Genomic DNA, 21819 nt, shown 5'->3' with positions numbered 1-21819 from the left:
TAACACGATATTGCATGATTGATCGTCAGTCCATGAAATATCGTGAGGAATCAAGACATGATGAGCCCATTCGAACCCATGGTGATTCTGGTCGCCGGACCCTATCGTTCCGGCACGGGCGACGATCCCGCGAAGATGCGCGGCAACCTGCGCCGTCTGGAGGACGCGGCGCTGCCGTTGTTTCGCGCCGGCCATGTGCCGCTGATCGGCGAATGGCTGGCCTTGCCGCTGATGGAGGTGGCTGGTTCAAAGGCTGTCGGGGATGCGATCTATGAGGAGATCGCCTATCCCGTCGCTCATCGCCTGCTGCCGCGCTGCGACGCGGTGCTGCGGCTGGAAGGCGAGTCGAAGGGCGCGGATCAGGACGTCGCCATGGCGCGCGAGCGCGGGCTCAAAGTCTTTTTCCGCATCGAGGACGTGCCGGGCTGTCGGGCCTGACCTCAGGAATAGCCGCGCCGCTTCCGCCGGAAGCGGCGTTCCAGCAGCTTGCCGGTCGAGCGAAAGACCAGACCGAGATCGCGGAGGCCGGCACGGAGCACCTGCCAAGGGGAGCTCTCGGTGGATACCCTGTTGTAGAGCGCTAGGGGCGGGGGGCCCTTGAACTCCCGCCTCGGCATCTTGCGGCGAATCTCCGCTGCCTCGGACGGCTCGGCGGAGTTGTAGCTTTGGCTGCCGGACAGCAGGCCTTCCAGCAGATCGTCCTCCACGGCGTCGTCGAGCGTGCGTCCGCTCGGCGGCAGCTCCATTTGCGAAAGAAGGCTCAGCGCCTTGCGTTCCGAGAGGACGTGAACCCAGCGTATCGTCAGCTCGGCGAGTGCATAATTGGGCTCCTTGGGATCTTTGGAGCCGTAATGATCGCGCTCGATCCGGTTGAGGCGCCGCTGCAACTCATTCGCCAGTTTCGGATCGACGCCGGGAGCCCGCGACTGCGCATTCAGGAAGTCGGCGCTTATTTCGGCGAAGCGGTGCCATTCGCCATCGTTCCAGGCCTGATCATGGGTGTGATGCAGCAGAACCGGGTCGTCGACCAGCACGAGCGGCGCATAGAGGCTGGCGGCGACGGGGAACGCATAGTCCCACCACGGAACGCCGAGCTGATAAGGGAATCGTGTGAAGGCCTCGATCGCCGGCGCGATCTTCTCTGGCGTGAAAGCGAGCAGGTCGACGCCAAGATCGAATCGGCGGCCCTGCCGCCGCGCCAGCGAGGGAACCTCCCAGCGGTGCATCACCACCGTGGCGTTCGCGGCGGTCGCTGACAGTCTTCCGGCGAAATCGGGTGATTCGGCCATGAAGACATCGGCGTTGATGATCCCGACGGGCTCGCCTGGCGGCAGGTCAGCGAGCACCGCGGCGAAGGACGGCGTCTTGCGAGCCGCAGGGCCGAGCTGTTCCTCGACGAAACGATACTCGACGCCCGGGAAACCGTCGCCGAGCAGCTTCTCCTCGGCCTTGTTGTGCACGGAGAGGACGCGGAAACCATTGTCCTGCCAGGAGCGCAGGCAACGGCCGACCAACTCCTTGCCGACATCGGTTCCGTGTTCGTCGAAACGCTTCAAGTGAGGGAACGCGGAGGTAAGCAGCAGCAAGATGTCGTTCCTGGCCGGAAAGCGGTTCCCAGCCATTACCGCACCCGCCTGGCGTTCGCCAGCCCGATGCGCTCTGTCCGTCAGCGCCGGTCGCGAAAGAAGCCGCGCAGCAGTTCGCTCGCCGTGCCTTCGGCTATCCCGTCATAGACGTCGGGCGCATGGTGGCAGGTCGGCTGGTGGAACAGGCGGACGCCGCTTTCCACCGCGCCGCCTTTTGGGTCGCGGGCGGCATAGTAGAGCCGGCGGATGCGGGCGAAGGAAATGGCCGCGGCGCACATCGGGCACGGTTCCAGCGTCACATAGAGATCGCAATCTGGCAGCCGCTCAGAGCCGAGCGCCTGGCAGGCGGATCGGATCGCCAGCATCTCGGCGTGAGCCGTGGGATCGCGCAGCTCCAGCGTCCGGTTGCCATCTGCGGCCAGGATTTCGCCGTTCCGCACCACCACGGCGCCGATCGGAACTTCGCCGCGGGTCGCTGCCGCGCGCGCTTCCGCCAGCGCCGCTTCCATGAAGGACGATCCGGGACCGCACATCGTCTCGCTTCGCCTCCTCGGCTCTGCTATCAGGGCTCGATGACCCGAGCCGTAAAGCCACCAAACCAACGCACGAACCATCCCCCCGCGCAAGCTGGAGCGGCCGAAGGCGAACGCATCGCCAAGGTGCTGGCGCGCGCCGGCCTCTGCTCGCGTCGCGACGCCGAACGCTGGATCGCCGAAGGCCGCGTGGAACTGAATGGCCGGACGTTGTCGAGCCCGGCCGTGAATGTCGGTCCCGACGATAAGGTGGTCGTTGACGGCAAGCCGTTGCCACAGCGCGAGCGCAGCCGGCTCTGGCTGTATCACAAGCCCAAGGGCCTGGTCACCACGGCCCGCGACCCCGAGGGACGTCCGACCGTTTTTGACGCCCTTCCCGACCATCTGCCTCGCGTTGTCGCAATCGGTCGGCTCGACATCAATACAGAGGGTCTTCTGCTCCTGACGAACGATGGCGGCCTGGCCCGCGTTCTCGAACTACCTTCGACCGGGTGGCTGCGCCGCTATCGCGCGCGGGCCTGGGGCGACGTCATGCAGTCCGATCTCGACCGGCTCAAGGACGGCCTTGAGATCGACGGGACGCTCTATGGCGCTATCGACGCCACTCTCGAGCGCGTCCAGGGCAGCAATGTCTGGATCATGCTCGGCCTGCGGGAAGGCAAGAACCGAGAGGTCAAGAATGTGCTGTCGACCATCGGGCTCGACGTCAATCGCCTGATTCGCGTCTCCTACGGGCCCTTCCAGCTCGGGGATCTCGCCGAAGGCGAGGTGGTCGAGATTCGCGGCCGTGTCCTGCGGGAGCAGCTCGGCGAGAAGCTCGCCCGTGACGCAGGGGCGGATTTCGATGCGCCGGTGCGCGAGACGCCGCCCGCCAAGGCGAAGGAGCCACGGCCAGCTCCATCGGCGGAGAAGGCTGCCGCAAGACCGCGTCCAGCTCGGGCAGCGGACACCGAGAAGCCCTCGCGTCCACCGGTCAAGGGCCGCCGCTCGGCCGATGAGGCGTCCTCCGGACGCCGGGGTGGCGACGACAGGCCTCCGCGCCGCGACGGTCACCAGCCGTCCGGCGATCGTGGGCCGACCGGTCCGAAGGATGGGAAGCCGGGGCGCGGCCCGAGAGGACCAGGTCATGCGGATCGTCGGCGGTGAATTCCGGGGGCGCAGCCTCGCGTCCCCGCAGTCCCAATCGATCCGCCCGACTTCTGACCGGCTCCGCGAAAGCCTGTTCAACGTGCTCGCCCATGGCTATGGCGACCCCGTTGCAGGTGCCCGCGTGCTGGATCTCTTCGCAGGAACCGGTGCGCTTGGGCTTGAGGCCATGTCTCGTGGCGCCGCCTTCGGGCTCTTCGTCGACGAAGGCGTCGAGGCGCGCGGGCTAGTCCGCCGCAATGTCGAGGCGCTCGGACTGACCGGACGGACCAAGCTATTTCGGCGCGATGCCACCAAGCTCGGCCCAGCAGGGACGGTGGCACCCTTTGATATCGTCTTTGCCGACCCTCCCTATCGGCGTGGTCTCGGCGAGCTTGCGCTTGTCTCCGCCTTGGGAGGCGGCTGGATGAAGCCAGGAACCCTCGTCATTTTGGAGGAGGCGTCCGATACCGAAGTCTCGACGCCGAACGGTTTGGAGTTGATCGAGCGCCGGGAGGCCGGGGAGACGCAATTGCTGTTCTACCGGTGGGCAGCCGGCGACGAGAATTTGCGCTCGCCTAGCGATGAGGACTAGCCTAGCCTAGGAGCACGCGTTGGGGAGCGCAGAAACGACCGAGGATCGATGGTTTCCGTGATCAGCCGTACGCCGCAGTTCTTGCGTGAAATTCTGCCTGTCCTTGCGTTCATGGTACTGCTGGCTCTGAAGCCGGCTCCCGCAGACGCCGAGACCGCGACCCGGATCGCCCCGGATGCTTCCGAGTTCACGCTGACCAACGGCCTACAGGTCGTCGTCATTCCAGATCATCGTGCACCGATCGTAACGCATATGATCTGGTACAAGATCGGCGCTGCCGACGATCCGCCTGGAAAGTCGGGCATTGCGCATTTTCTCGAACATCTGATGTTCAAGGGCACAAAAGCGCATCCGGCCGGAGAATTCTCGGCCCGCGTTTCGGATCTCGGCGGTTCGGAGAACGCGTTCACGACCAACGATGCGACCGCCTATCACCAGACCATCGCCAAGGCAGAACTCGGGACCGTGATGGCCTTCGAGGCTGATCGCATGCGGGGCCTCGTTCTGACGGACCAAGTCGTTCTGCCCGAGCGGGATGTCATCCTCGAGGAACGGCGCATGCGGATCGACAATGATCCCGGCTCGCAGCTCTACGAGGCGATGAACGCGGCCCTCTATCAGAACCACCACTACGGCATTCCGACCATCGGCTGGCCGCAGGAGATGGCTGGGCTGACGCGAGAAGACGCGCTGAAGCAATATTCGCGCTATTACGCGCCGAACAACGCCGTCCTCGTCGTGACCGGGGATGTGACGCCCGAGGAGGTCCGCCGCCTTGCCGACGAGACCTTTGGCAAGGTTCCGGCAAGCGCCGAGCCGATCGTTCGGAGCCGTCCGAAGGAGCCGCCGCAGCTAGCCGAACGTGTTGTGACGCTGGCCGATCCGCGGGTCAGCGAGCCGTCGTGGTCGCGCAGCTATCTCGTGCCATCCTATACCACCGCGGCTCCGGGCGAAGCCGAAGCGCTTGACTTGTTGTCTGACATACTCGGCAGCGGCCCGACCAGCCGCCTGTTCCGTACGCTCGTCGTCGAGAAAGCGCTGGCGAGCGCCGTCGGTGCCTATTATTCGGGCGATGCCATCGACTACGGCCAGTTCGGCGTCGTCGCCACGCCGCGTGACGGGGTGACGGTCGAGCAATTGCAGACCGCGATCGACGCCATCCTGACCGATCTGCGCGATCACGGTGTGACGGCCGACGAGTTGCAGCGGGCGAAGCAGCGCACGCGCGCGTCGGCGATCTTTGCGCAGGACAGCCAGAGTTCGCTCGCTAGGATTGTCGGAACGGCGCTGCTCTCCGGGCAGAAGCTGCCTGACGTTCAGGACTGGCCGGCCCGTATCGACAAGGTCTCGGCCTCGGAGGTTGCGGCTGTCGCCGCGAAATATCTCGACCGCAGGCAATCGGTGACCGGCATCCTGAAGCCGGCGCCGGCCGACGGCCGCAGTTAGTTCCAGAGAAGAGGAAGATGGCCTTGCGCTTCAATCGTTTCGGCATCGCCCGGCCGCTGCTCGCGGTTGCCGGCCTTCTCGTCATGGTGTCCGCCGCCCAGGCGACGCGGATTCAGAATGTCGTCAGTCCCGGCGGCATTGAAGCCTGGCTGGTCGAGGACTATGCGGTTCCGATCGTCGCCATGAACTTCGCTTTCGAGGGCGGCGCGGCGCAGGATCCGGCGGGCAAGCCCGGTGTCGCCAACATGCTCTCGGGCCTGCTCGACGAAGGGGCGGGCGATCTGGACAGCAAGTCGTTCCAAGCCGCGCTCGATGAGAAGTCGATCCAGATTTCCTTCGACGCCGGCCGCGATGATTTCTTCGGCACGCTGCGTATGCTCGCCGAGGATCGCGATGAGGGCTTCAGCCTGCTCGCGCTGGCGCTGCAGTCGCCGCGCTTCGACGCGGAGCCGGTTGCGCGCATCCGTGCCCAGCTTGAGAGCAATATCCGCCAATCCGCGAAGGACCCTGAATCCGTGGCCATGGAGGCCATCTGCGCCGCCGCCTTCCCCGGCCACCCCTATGGCCAGCCGGTCGACGGTACCGAGGCGAGCGTCAAGGCGATCACGGTTGCCGATTTGAAGACCTATCGCGAGCGTGTTTTTGCCCGTGATCGGCTGCATGTCGTCCTGGTGGGCGCTATCGATGCGGCAAGCGCCGGCAAGGTTCTGGACAGCGTCTTCGGCGGGCTGGCGGCGAAGGCCGTCCTGACACCGGTGGCCGACGTCGTGCCTGCCGGTGGCGATGTGCATATCGACATGCCCAATCCGCAGACGCTGGTCCGATTTGGCGGTCCGGGCATTCCCCGCCATGATCCGGATTTCATGGCGGCCTATGTCGTCAACCACATTTTGGGTGGGGGTTCCTTCTCGTCGCGGCTCTATTCCGAAATCCGCGAAAAGCGCGGCCTCGCCTATTCGGTTTCCTCGACGCTGGTGCCGCTGGCCCATTCGAGCGCGGTCGCGGGCGGTACGGCGACGCGGGCGGACCGGGCCGAAGAGACGGTCGGGATCATCCGCGATCAGGTGAAGAAGTTCGCCGAGGACGGACCGACCGCCGACGAACTTGCCAAGGCCAAGAGCTATTTGACCGGCTCCTATGCGCTGCGCTTCGATTCCTCGGCCAAGATCGCGCGCCAGCTTCTCTCCATCCAGATCGACAATCTCGGCATCGATTATGTCGAGAAGCGCAACGACATGATCTCGGCCGTTACGCTGGAAGACGCAAAGCGTGTGGCCAAGCGGCTGTTCGCCAATGGTACAGACATGCTCGTGTTGGTCGGTCCGAAGAAGGCTGAGGCATCACCGAAATCGTGATCACTCTGCCGCTTCGGCTGTCGCCTGCTTGGCTTCCTCGTTGAGCGCCTTCGCCTGCCGCTTGGGAACCGTGAGCGGCTCCGGCTTCAGCTTGCCCGTGATGGCATCGGTGTAGGAGATCCGGCCGCCGGCCATCTGGATAGCCAGGCGGTTCGCCTCGCGGGCACGAAGATCCTCCGAGATTTCGGCAATCCGCTCGGCATCGTAGCCGAGCTCCTCCAGCGACTTCATGCCGAAGGCGAAGGCCGATTCGAAGGTTTCGCGCATCTCGAAGTCGACGCCTTGCGCGCGCAGCTTCAAGGTATGCTGGCGGTCATAGGAGCGGACATAGAGCGTCGTCAGCGGATATTCGGACCGGATCAGTTCGACGATGCGGTCGGTGTTTTCGCGCTTGTCGGTGCAAACCACCACCAGTCGGGCGCTGCCGATCCCGGCCGCGCGCAGCACGTCCAGCCGCGCGCCGTCGCCATAATAAACCTTGAAGCCGAATCGAGCCGCGCTGCGCACCATGTCCGGATCCGAATCGATCGCCGTCACGTCGATGCCTTCGGATAGCAGGAACTGCGCGGCGATCTGACCGAAGCGGCCGAAGCCGATCATCAACACGCTCGCTTCGAGCCCGTCCGCGACGTCGAGCCCGTCCAGAGACGGCTTCGGCTCCGGTATCAGGCGGATCGCGGCGACGACGAGCGGCGTCAGTGCCATGGAGATGATCACGGTTGCCGTCAGCACGGCATTGGCGTTGCCGTCGAGAATGCCGGCCGAAGTTGCCGCGGCGTAAAGGACAAAGGCGAACTCGCCGCCCTGCGCCATCATCGCTGTCCGCGTCAAAGCCTCCCGACTGGACGCCTTGAAAAGCCGGGCGACGGCAAAAATACCGACGCCCTTCAGTACCATATAGCCGATGACGGCGCCCAGGATCAGTGGCCATTGCGCGGCGATCACCGAGAGGTTGAGCGACATGCCGACGCCGAGGAAGAAGAGACCGAGCAGGATGCCGCGGAACGGTTCGATATCGGCTTCGAGCTGGTGCCGGAAGCTCGATTCGGAAAGCAGCACGCCCGCCAGGAAGGCGCCGAGCGCCATGGAGAGACCACCGAGCTGCATCACATAGGCGGCACCGAGAACCACCAGCAGCGCGGCCGCCGTCATCACCTCGCGGGCATTGGCTCTGGCGAGGATGCGGAACATCGGATTGAGCAGCCAGCGGCCTGCGGCCAGCAAGGCCGCGACGACGCCGGCGGCGGTTGCGATAGCCACCCAACGCGATTCATGCGCGGCGCCGGGGTCGTTGCCGAACAGCGCCACGACGGCGAGCAATGGGACGATGGCGAGGTCTTCCAGCAGCAGGATCGAGACGATGCGCTGCCCGGCCGGTGACGTGGTCTCGCCGCGCTCGTCGAGCAGTTGCATCACGGTCGCGGTCGAGGTGAGCACGAAGCCCATGCCGGCGACGAAGGCGACGATCGGCGGCAACCCGACCAGCACGCCGGCCCCCATCAATATGGCACCGCACAGGACGACCTGGGCGAGGCCGAGTCCGAAGATCTCGCGCCGGAGGCCCCAGAGCCTCGACGGTCGCATCTCCAGCCCGATCACGAACAGGAACATGACGACGCCGAGCTCGGCGACATGCAGGATTGCCTGCGGGTCGGTGAAGAGGCCGAAACCGAATGGACCGATCACGAGGCCGGCGCAGAGATAGCCCAGAACGGCGCCGAGGCCGAGCTTCTTGAAGATTGGGACCGCGACGACGCCGGCCCCTAGCAGGGCAACCAGTTGCGCGAGATCGGTGCCTGGCTCGGCGGCCATGGGAAACTCCGTAAGCTGAGGAGCGCGGCGAAAACGGGCCGGTCTGGAAAAGAATGCAAGCGGCGGGCCGTCGGCCGGTCGATTCGGAATGTAGGCATGTTTCGCGACGAATGGCAGTCGCATTGCGGCGGCAGAGGCGTGGGCGCGTCCGGCGGGTTCCACCACACTTGTTACGGCCCGCATCGATGCCTACACAAGGGGCCAAGGAGAATGCCATGACCGTGTTGCCCGACCAGACTTTGCTCGTCGCCCGTGCCGCCGAACTCGTCGCGGCCGCGCGGCGGGCCGGCGCCGATGCCGCGGATGCCTTTGCCGTGCGCCGTATCGGCTTTTCGGTCGATGTCCGGCACGGTGCCGTGGACGAATCGACCCGTTCCGAAAGCGACGATGTCTCGCTGCGCGTCTTCGTCGGCAAGCGCCATGCGAGCGTCTCGACCAACACGGTCGCCGCGGCCGATGAATTGGCAGTCCGCGCCGTGGCGATGGCCCGGGTGGCGCCGGAGGATCCGTTCGCCGGCCTGGCGCCGCAGGACCGGCTCGCCACCTCCTGGCCCGATCTCGATCTTCTCGATCCGGCGATACCCGATGCCGCCGAGCTTGCGGAGCGTGCCCGCCGCGCCGAGGCGGCGGCACTCGCCGTTCCCGGTATCGCGAAGTCCGGCGGCGCTTCCGCCGGCTGGTCTTTGACCGGGGCTTTGATCGCGACCTCGCATGGGTTTTCCGGCTCCTATTTGCTCTCCCGCTCCGGCGTCTCGACCACCGCGATCGCGGGCGAGGGGACGGCGATGGAGCGGGATTACGACAGTGATTCCAAGGTCTATGGCGCGGACCTCCGCTCACCGGAAGATATCGGACGCCTGGCCGCCGAGCGTGCCGTCCGGCGGCTGCGGCCCTCGCGCATGCCGACGGGCAAGGCGACCGTGGTCTTCGATCCCCGCGTCGCATCCAGCCTCCTTGGCCATTTCGCGGGAGCGATCAACGCTTCGGCGATCGTGCGCAAGACGAGCTTCCTGCGCAACTCACGTGGTGAGGCCGTTTTCTCTCCGCAGATCCGCATCACCGATGATCCGCGCCGCATCCGGGGTCCGGCGTCCCGGCCCTTCGACGGCGAGGGCGTGGCGTCCGAGGCGATCGATCTCGTGCGTGACGGCATATTGCAGGACTGGCTTCTCGACAGTGCGACGGCGCGGGAACTCGGACTCTCGACCAATGGTCGCGGCTCGGGCGGCGGCGGCAGCCCGCATGCGACGAATCTGACCCTTCTGCCCGGCTCGATCAGTCGTGACGCGCTGTTGGCGCAGGTCGGTGACGGGCTCTATGTGACGGAGTTGATCGGCCACGGCGTGAACGGCGTCACGGGCGACTACAGCCGCGGCGCCGGCGGCTATCGCATCGTGAACGGGGAACTCGCCGAACCTGTCTCGGAAATCACCATCGCGGGCAATCTGCGCGACATGTTTGCTCGGCTCGTCGCGGCTGACGATCTGGAATATCGACATTCGGTCAATTCGCCGACGCTGGCGATCGAGGGATTGATGATTGCCGGTTCCTGAGCCGTCCGAGGATCGCCAAGCCGATCTTGCCCTTGTGGTGGACGCGGCGCGAGCCGCTGGGGAGATCGCGCTCGGCTATTTTCGCCGGTCGCCAAAGGCCTGGATGAAACGCGGCGATTCCCCGGTAACGGAAGCCGATATCGAAGCGGATCGCTTCCTGTTCGAACGCCTCCGGTCGGCGCGACCCGACTATGGCTGGCTTTCCGAAGAGACGACCGACACGCCGGAGCGCCTTGCGAAGCGGCGCGTTTTCGTCGTCGATCCGATTGACGGGACGCGCGGCTTCATCGAGGGCAATGCCGATTGGTGCGTCTCCGTGGCGATCGTCGAGGACGGCGTGCCCGTGGCTGCGGCGCTCGCGGTTCCGGCCCGGGAAGAATGGTTCGAGGCGACGGCCGGCTGTGGGGCGCTCCTGAATGGGGCTCGGCTCTTCGTTGCCGAGGCGGATCGAAGCCATCTGCGCTTTGCGGGTCCCGCCCGCTATATGCGGGCGCTGGCCGGGGCAGGGATCGACGTCGCCGATCGGCGTGTCACGCCCTCGCTCGCCTACCGCATCGCGCTGGTCGCAGCGGGACGGATCGACATAGCGACGGCAACTCCCAACGCCAATGACTGGGATCTTGCGGCAGCCGACCTTTTGGTGCACGAAGCTGGCGGAACGTTGTGCGCTGCAATGGGCGGGGCGATCCGCTACAATCGGACCGAACTCCGGCACCCCGCCTTGATTGCCGGAACGAGCGCGCTGGTTGCGGCAGCCGGGCCGGTCGTGGCAGCGGCCGAGAAGCGTTGGTGCGACGAGCGGTCGGCCATCGCCTCCAGTGGCGGGAACGGCTAGCGAAGAAGGGGCCGAAGATTGGCTGAAGCGAAGAAGCAATTGCTGCATCTGGTGTTCGGCGGCGAGCTCAGCGCCGTTGGTTCGGCGGAATTCGCGGATCTGTCCGCGCTCGACATTGTCGGGATCTATCCGGACTACAAGACCGCCTACGACGCCTGGAAGACGAAGGCACAGGGCACCGTCGACCACGCGCAGACGCGCTACTTCATCGTTCACCTTCACCGCCTGCTCGATCCGGACGCAACGCCGGCCGCATGACGAACGCGGATTCCGGCGGGCTTCGCCGGGAATGTGGCGAAGATGACGGGAATGACGATCGATCGTGACGAATGTGAAGAAGCCTCGGAGAATCAAGGATCTCCTGAAGCGGCTTGGTAACTCCGACCGGGTAATCCGGTTCGTAGGCCTCTCCGCGGTCGGCTATCTGCGTCTGGTTCGCTCGACCAGCCGCATCGTGTTCGAGCCCGAAAGCGTCGCCAAGGCCTTTGGCGACGTCCTGCCCGGCATCATGACGATGTGGCACGGCCAGCACCTCATGGCTCCGTTCGTCCCCAACAAGGGGATCGACCTGAAGGTGATGGTCTCGCGCCATCGGGACGGCGAGATCAACGCGATCGTGGCGGAGAAATTCGGCTTTGGCACGATCAGGGCGTCGGCGGCGCGCGATCCCAGTCGCGTCATCGAAAAGGGCGGCCTTCGCGGCTTCCTGGAGATGAAGGCAGCCCTCGCCGAGGGGACGACGGTCGCGATGACGGCAGACCTCTCCAATATGCAGTCGCGGCGTGCGGGCCTTGGCATCATCATGCTCGCCCAGAATTCCGGTCGCCCCATCCTCCCGGTCGCGCTGGCGACGAGCCGCCGCATCCGTCTTTCCAATTGGGACCGCACGACGTTCAATCTGCCGTTCAGCCGCGGCGCCTGCATCTTCGGCAACCCGATCTTCGTGCCGGCCGGCGCCGACGACGAGACGCGGGAGGCCAAGCGGCGCGAACTGGAGGACGAACTCAATCGCGTCAATGCCATCGCCTATGAGCGCATCGGCCTGAAAGATGACTGATCGGCTGCGCAGCCCGCTGCTGACGGCCTATGGCCTCGCGGGCCGCGCGCTGATGCCCTTCATCCCCATGCTGCTCTCCTACCGGACGGGCAAGGGCAAGGAGGATCCGGCACGCCGCCGCGAGCGCTATGGCTATGCATCGCGGCAGCGACCCGATGGCCCGCTCGTGTGGGTCCACGCCGCCAGTGTTGGCGAGACGAATGCTGTGCTGCCGCTGGTGCGGCGCATCGTCGGCGAGGGGGTAACCGTTCTGGTGACCACCGTCACGGTGACGAGCGCGGCGATCGCCGCCGCGGGCCTGCCGCGCGGCGCGTTTCATCAATATGCGCCGCTCGACATCGTGCCCTATGTCGATCGCTTTCTCGATAATTGGAAACCCGGTCTCGCTCTGTTCGTGGAATCCGAACTCTGGCCGACCATGATGGCGCGCCTCTCGGCCCGCGGCATTCCGGAGATCCGTATCAATGCCCGCATGTCGCCGCGGTCTTTCGGCCGCTGGCAGAGCTTCGGCGCCGCGACCCGTCCGCTGTTCGGCAGTGTCGAGATGGCGCTCGCGCAGTCGGAAGGCGATGCCGAACGGCTCCGGGCGCTCGGTCTTCACAAGGCTCGCTCGGTCGGCAATCTGAAGTTCGATGTCCCTGCGCCCGGAGTCGAGCCGCAGAAGCTCGAGGCCTTTGTCGTCATGGCTGCGGGCCGCGAGATCTTCGTTGCCGCCAGCACGCATGAGGGCGAGGAAACCATCGTCGCGGAAGCGCACCGCCAGGCACGGGCCGGTCGCCCGGCGCTTCTCACCGTCATCGTGCCACGCCACCCCGTGCGCGGGCCGGCGCTGCGCGATGCGTTGGTCGCGGCGGGATACTCGGTCGCTTTGCGCAGCCAAGGCGAAGCCGTAACGCCGACGACCGATCTCTATATCGCCGATACGCTTGGCGAACTGGGCCTCTTTTATCGCGCCGCCCCGGTAGCCCTGATCGGTGGCACGTTGGTTCCGGTCGGCGGTCACAATCCGATCGAGGCGGCCTTGCTCGATACGGCGATCCTTCATGGCCCGCATGTCCAGAATGCCGCCGAGATCTATGCCGCCCTCGATCGCGGCACCGGCACAGGCGCGATCGCCGACGCAACGGGCCTTGCCGCGGCCGTCGAAACGCTGTTGGCCAGCCCATCGGACGCGACGCAGCAGGCACGCCGCGCCGCCGCTTCGCTGGCGCCCTTTGCCGGTGCCCTGGAGGCCACCATCGAGGCGCTGGGGCCGTATCTCAAGCCGCTGGCAGCGCGGGCCGGCCAGCCCGGAGGGCCGCGAGCGTGATCGCCCCGCCGCATTTCTGGTGGCGCCCCCGCGCTTCGGCGATTGCGTTGCTGCTTTCGCCGTTTTCCCTCGTCTATGGCGCACTATCGGGCGCGCGGATGCGGCGGCCGCCCGTAGCGCGCGCCGAGGTGCCGGTGGTCTGCATCGGCAATTATGTCGTCGGCGGTGCCGGCAAGACGCCGACCGCGCTGGCGGTGGCGCGCATCGCGATCGCTCTCGGCCGGCGCCCCGGCTTCCTGACGCGGGGCTATGGCGGCAAGGTCCCAACCCCGGTTCTCGTCGATCCGCTCCGGCATGGCGCCGCCGAGGTCGGCGACGAGGCGCTGCTCCTGGCCGAACTCGGGCCAGTGGTGGTTTCGCCCGACCGGCCGAAGGGTCTGCCGCTGCTCGCGGAGGCCGGCGCCGACTTCATCATCATGGATGACGGCTTCCAGAATCCGTCGCTTTACAAGGATTTGCGGATCGTCGTCGTCGATGGCGCGACCGGCATCGGCAATGGTCTGGTCTTGCCGGCCGGGCCGCTCCGCGTAGCCCTCCGTACCCAGATTGCGCGCACCGACGCGGCGATCATCGTTGGTCCCGGCAAGGCCGGCGACCACGTTCTACGCCGGCTGGCGCGGGCCGGGAGGCCGATATTGCGGGCGAGGTTGCAGCCGCTGGCCCATCGCGATTGGGACGGCCCGCCTTTTCTCGCCTTTGCGGGGATCGGCCGGCCGGAAAAATTCTTCAACACGCTCGATCATGCCGGCGCGCCGATCCGGGAGGTTCGCGCCTTTCCGGACCATCATGTCCTTGCCGAGGAGGAGGCGCAGAAGCTTCTCTCGCGGGCCGAGCGCGAGGGGCTGCGTCTGATCACCACGACCAAGGACTATGCCCGGCTGTCGTCGGCCAAAGGTTCGGCGGCCTTGCTGCGGCAGAGGACCGAGATCTTCGAGGTCGGCATGGCGTTCGAGGATGAACGAAGGCTCGCAGCCCTCATCGAGACCATGCTGCGGCGCTTCGTGGCCGCGCCTCCGAACGGCGGGTTTGCCGGCTCGGATTCAAAAATCTCACCCAAAACAACTGGATAGAAAGCGTCCGCCGTTCAGCGAGCCGTCCAGGTAAGCCCCAGTGCCTTGTGGCGGGCGAGCGAGGTCGCCGGGTCGGCATAGGCTTCCTGATGCTCAACGTTCCAATAGCGCAGTTCGTCGAGCGGGATATGCGCGCCCGTGACCGCGCAGCGCACGAAGGCGCCGGGCGTCAGGATCTGATAGTCGCCGTCGAGATAGCGAATGCGAGCTTCGCCGCCGCGGCCTGGATGTTCCATGCGGTTCATAACTGCCTATATCGGCTCATTTTCGCCGTTTCGCAACGGATTCAACGCCTTCCGAACAACCTTTCTATGTCGGAGAGCTTGAGTTCGACATAGGTCGGGCGGCCATGATTGCACTGGCCGGAGCCGGGCGTCGCTTCCATTTCGCGCAGCAGCGCATCCATTTCCTCGGGCCGGAGGCGCCTACCGGAGCGAACCGAGCCGTGGCAGGCCATGGTGGCGGCGACATGGTCGAGCTTTTCCTTCAGCCGCGTCGTCTCGCCCCATTCGGCGAAATCATCGGCAAGGTCGGAGAGCAGCGCCGCGCTGTCGATCTCGCCCAGCAGCGCCGGCGTCTCGCGCACCGCCACGGCACCCGGCCCGAAACCCTCCAGCACAAGCCCGAACTCCGCCAGTTCGTCCGCCCGCGCCAGCAGGCGCGCGACATCTTCCTCCGGTAGATCGATGATTTCCGGGATCAGCAGCATCTGCGTCGCGATGCCCGAGCGCGCCAGCGCCGCCTTCATCTTCTCATAGACGAGCCGCTCATGCGCCGCGTGCTGATCAACGAGGACGAAGCCGTCGGCGGTCTGCGCGACGATATAATTCTCGTGCAATTGCGCCTTCGCCGCACCGAGCGGGCGATCGATGCGGTCCGCTTCGGGGATCGCGTCGGCCCGTGCATCGGCGGAGGGGCGATCGACGGCCTCGAACGCCGCCTGCCGGACCTCGGCAAAGCCGGAGGGGGCTTTCGGCGCCGCCCAATCTCGCCAGGAGGCCGCCATGGACGAAGAAGGGGTAGCGCCGGCGGACGAAAACCCTCGCGCCGCGGTCGAAGGCGCCATTCCCGACCGGAATGCGGTCACGGTCGCCCCTCCGCCAGTCGTCGTTGCGCGGTGGCCGGCCTGATGGATCGCCTGCCGAAGCGCGCCGACGATCAGCCCGCGCACCAGCCCCGGATCGCGGAAGCGCACGTCCGATTTCGCCGGATGGACATTGACGTCGACCTGATGCGGATCGAGTTCCAGGAACAACGCCGCAACGGGAAACCGGTCGCGACTCATGACGTCCATATAGCCGGCCCGGAGCGCGCCGATCAGTAGCTTGTCGCGGACCGGCCTTCCATTGACGAACAGATATTGCTGCAGGGAATTCGCCCGATGGAAGGTCGGCAGCCCGGCGAGGCCGGCAAGGTGGACGCCCTCGCGCTCCGCCTCGATGGCAATCGAATTGGCGACGAAATCCGCGCCCAGCAGATCGGCGATCCGGCCCTCGCGATTCCCGGCTGAAAAATCCGTACCGCTTCGATCCGAACCTGACAGCGAGAAGCGGATTTCCGGATGCGCCATGGCGAGGCGGCGCACGACATCGGCGACGGCGCTCGTCTCGGCGCGCTCGCCCTTGAGGAATTTGAGCCGCGCCGGCGTCGCGAAGAAGAGGTCGCTGACCTCGACCCGTGTTCCGCCGGAGAGACCGGCCGGCCGTGGCGCAACGATCCGCCCGCCCTCGACCGCGATCTCCCAGCCATGCGGCTCGCTTGCATGGCGCGACGCGATCCTGAGCCGCGCCACAGCGCCGATCGAGGCCAGCGCCTCGCCGCGAAAGCCGAGCGTGCGAATGTCGAGCAGGTCCTCGGCCAGCTTCGAGGTCGAATGTCGCTCGACCGAAAGCTCGAGATCGTCTCGCACCATGCCGGCGCCGTCATCGGTGACGCGGATGAGTGCGACCCCGCCGCCAGCCGTCACCACATCGATCCGCCGCGCCCCGGCGTCGATGGCGTTTTCGGTGAGTTCCTTGACGACGCTCGCCGGCCGCTCGACCACCTCGCCGGCGGCGATGCGGTTGATCATGTCTTCGGAGAGGCGGCGGACGATCATGCGAGCGACTCTGCCGGATTCGTGAGGGAGGGGGAAGCGTCGCGTTGAAGCGGTTTGTGAAGAACCGGAATCGGCGCGTGAGGACAAGGCGCTAAGGGATTCAGGCGATTCGGGTATGTCCCGCGCCCAATCCTCCATCGCTTCGCGTCTCGCCGTCTCCTACCGCCCGACCGCCCGCCAGCCGATATCCCGGCGGCAGAAGCCATCGTCCCAGCGGATCGCGTCGACACCTTCATAGGCGCGGGCCTGCGCTTCGGCGATCGTGGCGCCGACCGCGGCGACGTTGAGCACCCGCCCGCCATGCGCCACCAATTGCCCGCCCTTCGATGCCGTGCCGGCCTGGAACACCTTGACGCCCGGCAGCGCCTCGGCCGCCTCAATGCCGTCGATCGGCGTGCCCTTCTGGTAATCGCCCGGATAGCCCTTGGCGGCCAGGACGACGGCCAGCGCCGCTTCCTCGCTCCATTCGACCTCGACGCTATCCAACCGCCCCTGCGCCGCCGCCAGCAGGATTTCGACCAGATCGCTCTCAAGCCGCAGCATTAGCACCTGGCATTCGGGATCGCCGAAGCGGACATTATATTCGATCAGCTCCGGGCCCTTTTGCGTGAGCATCAGCCCGGCGAACAGCACGCCGGAAAACGGCGTGCCGCGCTCGGCCAACGTCGTCACGGTCGGGCGGATGATCTCGTCCATGATGCGGGCCTGCATCGCCGCGTCGATGCGCGGCGCCGGCGAATAGGCGCCCATGCCGCCGGTATTCGGTCCGGTATCGCCATCGCCGACCTGCTTGTGGTCCTGCGCCGCGCCGAAGGGGAGCGCCGTCGTGCCGTCGCAGATGGCGAAAAAGCTCGCCTCCTCGCCGACGAGCACCGCCTCGATCACCACTTCCGCCCCGGCCTCGCCAAAGGCGCCGTCGAAACAGGCATCGACGGCGGCCAGCGCTTCGTCGAGCGTCTGCGCCACCACGACGCCCTTGCCGGCGGCGATGCCATCCGCCTTGACCACGATCGGCGCGCCGACTTCGCGCAAATAGGCCCGCGCGCTGGAAGCCTCGTCGAAGCGCCGATAGGCGGCGGTCGGAATGCCGGCCTCGGCGCAGAGATCCTTGGTGAAGCCTTTCGACCCCTCGAGCGCCGCCGCCGCTTGGCTCGGCCCGAACACGGCGATCCCCTCGGCGCGCAGCGCATCGCCAAGCCCCGCCACCAACGGCGCCTCCGGCCCGACGACGACCAGGTCGATCGCGTTCTCGCGACAGAAGCGGATCACATTGGGAAAGTCATAAGGGTCGAGCGCCGCCAGACACGCCTCATGCGCAATCCCGGGATTGCCGGGCGCGGCGAACAATTCGCCGACGCGCGGCGATTGGGCCAGCTTCCAGGCCAGCGCATGCTCGCGCCCGCCGGAGCCGATCAGGAGGAGGTTCAGGGGGGAGGGTGTGCTCATGGCGCGGGATTAGGGGAGGTGAGGAAGGAAGGCAAGGGGCGCGCCTCAGTTCTGTGCGACTGCTGGCGAGTTGGCTGAGCCTTCAAATCAAACGCAACTGCTCAGGCCGAGTGCTCGCCATCTTCTCGACTGACCACACAATGGAAGGCATCGCGGGAAACGAGACTGATTTGGTGGCGTCCAGTAAGCAGCCATTTCACAAGACGGTCCCGTTTAAGATGGCATGATAAATTCCACCTTCACTGTCCAAGTTTCCCTCTGATCGCCGCATAGAATTGGCGCGTCGAGCGGATCCTTGCCACGCTCTCGCTAGCGATCTTTCGGCTTTCCGTAAGGTTCTCGGTGCTTGCTTTAGATGCGATTGCGTAAATGTCCAAATCGTGATCAGAGACTAGATACGGCCATTTACGAAGATATTCTGGAACTTCAGTAACATTACTCAGGTATGTAGCTAGTGGGTAATCTTTTTCAGTTGCGACCCCGATTTCCCAGGGCACCCACCATGATAGCCGTGTGCTGCTTGATACAACAGCCAGAAGATGAGTGCACTTGCCCATTTCCGCCTGTATGTGCATAGCGAGGTCTTCACCGCGCTTTATGCCAGGATCAATGACATCCAAGTAGGAATCAATCGAATGATTAAGTCGAAGACGTGATGAAATCCTGGTCGCCAAAGTCGAGTCCATCACTTGGTGCGAGATAAATATCTTCGTTGTCATAGCAAACCCTTTTCGACCAAGCGACGATAGTGTTCACCGAGGGCCGTTAACCTTACGGACTTGCTCTCCATCGCAGCATGATACATATGGGGGGCCCCGACCGGAACTAGAAGATTAACTCGATTGAATTTCTGAAGTACAGAGAATATGGCATTCTTGTCAGGGTCGGGATCGTGGCTTTCCGGTTCGTAGCTTGGGTCGAGTTTGAATTCAAATCCAGAAGCTGGAAAGAAGCCAGCAATCATTCGTAGATCTCTTAATTCTAGCGGCGGCTGCACTTGCCTTAACGAAACAAATGACTTAACATTTGTCTTGAACATAGGTCTCTGTGCCCAAGGGCCCAGCGACTGATCTATGTGGGCGTACACCCCGCCTGGTGTTACCGCTCCAACGAGGTTGGCGGCCGCGCCGCCGAGCGCATCTACCAAAAGGCTAGTAAAAACGCCGGATCCGTTCTGCTCAGACGCGTACTGTTCAGCAGTCGAAGCCGTTAGAATGGTCATGCCATCAGAAAGTTCAGACACATTCGGCACTACGGCGTTCTGTGCTATTCCGCCGCTATGGCAACTATCAAGAATAATGAACTTGTTGCGAGCTTTAGATTTTACAGCGAATGTCATTATGTCCGAAAGAGCTATACCGTCATCACCGGACATAGTGTCGGACGCACAAATATATCCGCCAGTTGGATCAATATAACCGTGACCAGCGAAGTAAAGTGCTGCGACGTCCGAATCGCCGTCGAATAATTCTCTGATCGAATCTCTCAGTCGGGACCTAGTTACGTGTTCTGTTGAGCTGGTTAAAATGTGGACGCCAAAATTAACGGATCCATCTGCGTGTCGCTCCAGCATGGCCTTAATATCATAGGCATCGTTAACGCATCCGTGAAGAGATGCTATAGAATCATAATCATTTATCCCGACGACCAGTGCTTTTCGCATGATAAAATCTCGGTCCTGTTAGGATAAGTCGCGTATACCTGATACAATACTATTTGTATTCCAGGATACGATCCTGTCAGCTGCGTTCTTGACGACCATCGATGTCCGCTGAGAACCGAACGGTTCAACAGCCAGAATAGGTTTCCTTGCCATGAATCCATTCATTGCAAGGTCAATTTCTTCATTGATCCAAGTACTATAAGTTGAATAGACGCCTGCCAAAATAACTATGACACTGGCAGGGCTCATCTGCGCGCGAATCGCCTCTCGTAAGCGAGCGGGACTGGGCGCATTGTGGATAGGGTTGCTCCGTGGAACCGAGTAATTTTTGTATTCGAACCATTGGGCATTGTTTAATAAGAATATAAGCCGATCATAGGAGTCTGAGTACGCCCACGAATGGCTGATAAACAGATTATACATCATAACAAATTATCCACAGTGACCGTTGTCTAGCGCGACTATATCTAGTTTGACAATTTAGAAGTTTAATCGCAGACGTACAAGCATGTAGGTCGTTGCGACCTATGGTGGAGCCTGTCGCAAAGTCTGGCTGACAAGCCGAGGGCGTTTCGGCGGATAGTGAAGCGCTCGCCGAGCGCATATTGAATTGGTCCGTAGTTTGGCAGCCCCGTGGTGCGGGGAGCGTCGGCCCCGGCCGAAGCGTCCTTGCCGACCGACGGCTGGCGCGCTTGCGCAGGCCGCGTGGCTCCATCTTCTGCCGTCAGACCCGGCCCGTCCCGAACATCCATGTCTTCGCCATCGGCGTCGGCGCAGCATTGGCACGACCAGCAGGTCGGCCATGACAGCGGTGGGTTTGTATTCCACAGACGCATCGCGCGCTTCGGCGTTGGGTCCCTCCCAACCCTCCCCCGCTGCGCAGGAGAGGGTTTTTCGGCCTGTGCGCTGCATTGGGGCTGAGGACAGGCGACTGCCTTTCTTCTCCCTCTCCCGCGCGGCGGGGGAGGGCTGGGGGAGGGGGCAGCTACTGCGAACTGGCTAATCCAGTTTCATGCCCGGCAACCCCCTCTCCAGCTCTCCCCCACTAGGGGGGAGAGGGCAGACCGGTGCGCCGCATCGGTGTCGTGCCCGTCACGAATTCCCGTTCCCAAGGCACGACGACGCCTTTCCCTCCCCCTTGCGGGGAGGGTCAGGGTGGCGGTCGGCGGCGTTGGCTGTGATGGCTGGGACAGCCGCCGGTGTCTTGCTTGCCGGCTTCGATCCTCCGCGGGACCCCCACCCCGGCCCTCCCCGCAAGGGGGAGGGAGACGGAAGCTCTCTTGGCGGTGTGCGCTGCATCGGCGTCGTGCCCCCGCCCCGAAAACGCCAAGGCGTTTTCGACCCGCCCTCCAGGGGCGGGTTCAAGGGGAGTCTGGGACAGGCGCTGCGGCTTCGATGATGCTGGCGTGTCTTCCGCTTCCGTCCAACAACGCACGGCCCCAACCCGCCCCTGGAGGGCGGGTCCGAACCGCGTCAGCGGTTTTGGAGCGGGGGTAGCTTCGGCGGTGGCCGAAGCGTTCCGGGGGGCATTTTCCCGCTTTCCGCAGCGGGCGTGGCGCCTACAAAGAGCCATCCTTGATGGCCGCGACGATCGAATGTCCCCTGCGCAAGAGGCCCTGGATCAATCCAGGCTTCGGGAGGGTCTGCTGCGGCGCTGGGCTGGCGTCTCGGTGTTGCAACGCTTGTTCCTTGGCCGCCACGAGGATGGGCGTCGCCGGGTCGATGCCATGCTCATGACAGAATGCGGCAATCCGGCTTTCGCTGCCCTCCCGGTCGCCCGTCGCCAGTTGCAGCATTCCCCAGGCAATATCTGTCTGCACATAGTTGGTGAGGTCGAAGCGCTGAAATTTCATCGTCGCTCTCTGCTCGAAAAGCTCGCGTAGGTCATGGAGCGTGCTGATCCGTGCGAGATCCCGCGATGCGAGTTTTCTGACGGCACGTGCCATTTTCTGGATGTCGCCCACGCGGTCGACGGAATTGAAAGAGCACTATTTCGGAATAATCCCCTCGACGTCGATAGGATCGATGCAAAGATCGAACCTGGCTGAAGCCGAGGTGCGCTTCCAGGCGAGGCCTCCTTTTGTGAGCCGCGGGACAAAATCGACCGAGAAGCCCCACCGCGCGGAGTAGTGCTCACCTCTGTAAGCCTGGAACTCCAAAATCTTCCGGATCCCTCCGGAGGTTTCGCCGATCCAGCGCCTGTCGGCAACGCGCTGCAATTCGGCTGGTGCGGCGTCGTGAAGGGCCAGGATGACTTCTTCTGAAAGCGCCATCATCCATCCCAATGCCGTTGCTGCGTCATCGAACTCTACCCGTGCGACGTGCAACGTCCACCT

The 21819-nt window shown here is 64.4% G+C and carries 22 protein-coding genes; 11 read left to right on the top strand and 11 right to left on the bottom strand.

Going from position 1 to position 21819, the window contains the following annotated elements:
• Positions 1 to 78 precede the first annotated feature (78 nt).
• Positions 79 to 438 carry a DUF4406 domain-containing protein gene (locus OSH05_RS02905; protein WP_104218842.1) on the top strand — a complete coding sequence of 120 codons (360 nt, stop codon included), beginning with the start codon at positions 79 to 81 and terminating at the stop codon, positions 436 to 438.
• A gap of 2 nt (positions 439 to 440) precedes the next feature.
• Here OSH05_RS02905 and OSH05_RS02900 read toward each other — a convergent pair whose 3' ends face one another.
• Together OSH05_RS02900 and OSH05_RS02895 are read right to left on the bottom strand one after the other, a co-directional pair.
• On the bottom strand, positions 441 to 1586 hold the full coding sequence (locus tag OSH05_RS02900; protein WP_133163097.1) for a hypothetical protein: 1146 nt from the start codon (positions 1584 to 1586) through the stop codon (positions 441 to 443).
• 80 nt (positions 1587 to 1666) lie between these two features.
• Entirely contained in the window at positions 1667 to 2119 is a 453-nt protein-coding gene (locus OSH05_RS02895) for a nucleoside deaminase (protein ID WP_207778736.1), read from the bottom strand.
• A gap of 39 nt (positions 2120 to 2158) precedes the next feature.
• Here OSH05_RS02895 and OSH05_RS02890 point away from each other — a divergent pair, with 39 nt between their 5' ends.
• The 4 genes from OSH05_RS02890 to OSH05_RS02875 are packed head-to-tail and all read left to right on the top strand — an operon-like array spanning position 2159 to position 6640.
• Entirely contained in the window at positions 2159 to 3265 is a 1107-nt protein-coding gene (locus OSH05_RS02890) for a pseudouridine synthase (protein ID WP_104218753.1), read from the top strand.
• Positions 3246 to 3839 carry a 16S rRNA (guanine(966)-N(2))-methyltransferase RsmD gene (rsmD, locus tag OSH05_RS02885; protein ID WP_266352030.1) on the top strand — a complete coding sequence of 198 codons (594 nt, stop codon included), beginning with the start codon at positions 3246 to 3248 and terminating at the stop codon, positions 3837 to 3839. The genes OSH05_RS02890 and rsmD overlap by 20 nt, the downstream gene beginning before the upstream one ends.
• 48 nt (positions 3840 to 3887) lie before the next feature.
• Positions 3888 to 5285 carry a M16 family metallopeptidase gene (locus tag OSH05_RS02880; protein WP_104218751.1) on the top strand — a complete coding sequence of 466 codons (1398 nt, stop codon included), beginning with the start codon at positions 3888 to 3890 and terminating at the stop codon, positions 5283 to 5285.
• 17 nt (positions 5286 to 5302) lie between these two features.
• Entirely contained in the window at positions 5303 to 6640 is a 1338-nt protein-coding gene (locus OSH05_RS02875) for a M16 family metallopeptidase (RefSeq protein ID WP_104218750.1), read from the top strand.
• On the opposite strand, the gene OSH05_RS02870 is transcribed toward OSH05_RS02875, so the two are convergent.
• Positions 6641 to 8452 (bottom strand): monovalent cation:proton antiporter-2 (CPA2) family protein, encoded by a 1812-nt coding sequence (locus OSH05_RS02870; protein WP_104218749.1) that lies wholly within the window; start codon positions 8450 to 8452, stop codon positions 6641 to 6643. It abuts the gene before it with no gap.
• A 215-nt stretch (positions 8453 to 8667) separates the two neighbouring features.
• Here OSH05_RS02870 and OSH05_RS02865 point away from each other — a divergent pair, with 215 nt between their 5' ends.
• From OSH05_RS02865 to lpxK, 6 genes are all read left to right on the top strand, one after another.
• The gene (locus OSH05_RS02865; protein ID WP_104218748.1) at positions 8668 to 10005 is read left to right on the top strand and encodes a TldD/PmbA family protein; all 1338 of its coding nucleotides are present in this window, start codon (positions 8668 to 8670) and stop codon (positions 10003 to 10005) included.
• Positions 9992 to 10840, top strand: a complete 849-nt coding sequence (locus tag OSH05_RS02860) for a 3'(2'),5'-bisphosphate nucleotidase CysQ (protein ID WP_104218747.1) — start codon at positions 9992 to 9994, stop codon at positions 10838 to 10840. The genes OSH05_RS02865 and OSH05_RS02860 overlap by 14 nt, the downstream gene beginning before the upstream one ends.
• A gap of 18 nt (positions 10841 to 10858) precedes the next feature.
• Complete coding sequence (locus OSH05_RS02855; RefSeq protein ID WP_104218746.1) at positions 10859 to 11098, top strand: DUF4170 domain-containing protein; 240 nt, start codon at positions 10859 to 10861, stop codon at positions 11096 to 11098.
• Between the two features lie 64 nt (positions 11099 to 11162).
• Complete coding sequence (locus OSH05_RS02850) at positions 11163 to 11897, top strand: lysophospholipid acyltransferase family protein (RefSeq protein WP_323181348.1); 735 nt, start codon at positions 11163 to 11165, stop codon at positions 11895 to 11897.
• Positions 11890 to 13206: a 3-deoxy-D-manno-octulosonic acid transferase gene (locus OSH05_RS02845; protein WP_104218745.1), complete on the top strand. Its 1317-nt coding sequence runs from the start codon at positions 11890 to 11892 to the stop codon at positions 13204 to 13206. Before OSH05_RS02850 ends, OSH05_RS02845 begins: the two co-directional genes overlap by 8 nt.
• Entirely contained in the window at positions 13203 to 14276 is a 1074-nt protein-coding gene (gene lpxK / locus OSH05_RS02840; protein WP_104218744.1) for a tetraacyldisaccharide 4'-kinase, read from the top strand. The genes OSH05_RS02845 and lpxK overlap by 4 nt, the downstream gene beginning before the upstream one ends.
• A gap of 14 nt (positions 14277 to 14290) precedes the next feature.
• On the opposite strand, the gene OSH05_RS02835 is transcribed toward lpxK, so the two are convergent.
• From OSH05_RS02835 to OSH05_RS02810, 8 genes are all read right to left on the bottom strand, one after another.
• A complete protein-coding gene (locus tag OSH05_RS02835; protein ID WP_104218743.1) occupies positions 14291 to 14521 on the bottom strand; it encodes a DUF2093 domain-containing protein in 231 nt (76 codons plus the stop codon).
• A gap of 41 nt (positions 14522 to 14562) precedes the next feature.
• Positions 14563 to 16374 carry a DNA mismatch repair endonuclease MutL gene (gene mutL / locus OSH05_RS02830; RefSeq protein ID WP_104218742.1) on the bottom strand — a complete coding sequence of 604 codons (1812 nt, stop codon included), beginning with the start codon at positions 16372 to 16374 and terminating at the stop codon, positions 14563 to 14565.
• Between the two features lie 159 nt (positions 16375 to 16533).
• Positions 16534 to 17802, bottom strand: coding sequence for a phosphoribosylamine--glycine ligase (gene purD / locus OSH05_RS02825; RefSeq protein ID WP_104218840.1), 1269 nt, complete (start codon positions 17800 to 17802; stop codon positions 16534 to 16536).
• A 257-nt stretch (positions 17803 to 18059) separates the two neighbouring features.
• On the bottom strand, positions 18060 to 18539 hold the full coding sequence (locus tag OSH05_RS25165) for a toll/interleukin-1 receptor domain-containing protein (RefSeq protein WP_104218741.1): 480 nt from the start codon (positions 18537 to 18539) through the stop codon (positions 18060 to 18062).
• The gene (locus tag OSH05_RS02820) at positions 18536 to 19483 is read right to left on the bottom strand and encodes a caspase family protein (protein WP_104218740.1); all 948 of its coding nucleotides are present in this window, start codon (positions 19481 to 19483) and stop codon (positions 18536 to 18538) included. The genes OSH05_RS25165 and OSH05_RS02820 overlap by 4 nt, the downstream gene beginning before the upstream one ends.
• A gap of 18 nt (positions 19484 to 19501) precedes the next feature.
• A complete protein-coding gene (locus OSH05_RS25160; RefSeq protein WP_104218839.1) occupies positions 19502 to 19906 on the bottom strand; it encodes a TIR domain-containing protein in 405 nt (134 codons plus the stop codon).
• Positions 19907 to 21042: 1136 nt separating this feature from the next.
• Entirely contained in the window at positions 21043 to 21429 is a 387-nt protein-coding gene (locus OSH05_RS02815) for a hypothetical protein (RefSeq protein WP_133163096.1), read from the bottom strand.
• 42 nt (positions 21430 to 21471) lie between these two features.
• Positions 21472 to 21756: a hypothetical protein gene (locus tag OSH05_RS02810; protein WP_165801553.1), complete on the bottom strand. Its 285-nt coding sequence runs from the start codon at positions 21754 to 21756 to the stop codon at positions 21472 to 21474.
• Between the last annotated feature and the right edge of the window lie 63 nt (positions 21757 to 21819).

Source organism: Kaistia algarum (genome assembly GCF_026343945.1).
Taxonomy (GTDB): Bacteria; Pseudomonadota; Alphaproteobacteria; order Rhizobiales; family Kaistiaceae; genus Kaistia; species Kaistia algarum.
The sequence above is the reverse complement of the archived record's forward strand: the minus strand, read 5'-3'. Positions and strand labels throughout refer to the sequence as shown.

Coding starts and splice junctions, on each gene's coding strand:
- OSH05_RS02905 (WP_104218842.1), top strand. CDS start 79: ATGGTGATTCTGGTCGCCGGACCCTATCGTTCCGGCACGGGCGACGAT.
- OSH05_RS02895 (WP_207778736.1), bottom strand. CDS start 2,119: ATGTGCGGTCCCGGATCGTCCTTCATGGAAGCGGCGCTGGCGGAAGCG.
- OSH05_RS02890 (WP_104218753.1), top strand. CDS start 2,159: ATGACCCGAGCCGTAAAGCCACCAAACCAACGCACGAACCATCCCCCC.
- rsmD (WP_266352030.1), top strand. CDS start 3,246: ATGCGGATCGTCGGCGGTGAATTCCGGGGGCGCAGCCTCGCGTCCCCG.
- OSH05_RS02880 (WP_104218751.1), top strand. CDS start 3,888: ATGGTTTCCGTGATCAGCCGTACGCCGCAGTTCTTGCGTGAAATTCTG.
- OSH05_RS02875 (WP_104218750.1), top strand. CDS start 5,303: ATGGCCTTGCGCTTCAATCGTTTCGGCATCGCCCGGCCGCTGCTCGCG.
- OSH05_RS02870 (WP_104218749.1), bottom strand. CDS start 8,452: ATGGCCGCCGAGCCAGGCACCGATCTCGCGCAACTGGTTGCCCTGCTA.
- OSH05_RS02865 (WP_104218748.1), top strand. CDS start 8,668: ATGACCGTGTTGCCCGACCAGACTTTGCTCGTCGCCCGTGCCGCCGAA.
- OSH05_RS02845 (WP_104218745.1), top strand. CDS start 11,890: ATGACTGATCGGCTGCGCAGCCCGCTGCTGACGGCCTATGGCCTCGCG.
- OSH05_RS02835 (WP_104218743.1), bottom strand. CDS start 14,521: ATGAACCGCATGGAACATCCAGGCCGCGGCGGCGAAGCTCGCATTCGC.
- mutL (WP_104218742.1), bottom strand. CDS start 16,374: ATGATCGTCCGCCGCCTCTCCGAAGACATGATCAACCGCATCGCCGCC.
- OSH05_RS25165 (WP_104218741.1), bottom strand. CDS start 18,539: ATGACAACGAAGATATTTATCTCGCACCAAGTGATGGACTCGACTTTG.
- OSH05_RS02820 (WP_104218740.1), bottom strand. CDS start 19,483: ATGCGAAAAGCACTGGTCGTCGGGATAAATGATTATGATTCTATAGCA.
- OSH05_RS25160 (WP_104218839.1), bottom strand. CDS start 19,906: ATGTATAATCTGTTTATCAGCCATTCGTGGGCGTACTCAGACTCCTAT.
- OSH05_RS02815 (WP_133163096.1), bottom strand. CDS start 21,429: ATGGCACGTGCCGTCAGAAAACTCGCATCGCGGGATCTCGCACGGATC.
- OSH05_RS02810 (WP_165801553.1), bottom strand. CDS start 21,756: ATGGCGCTTTCAGAAGAAGTCATCCTGGCCCTTCACGACGCCGCACCA.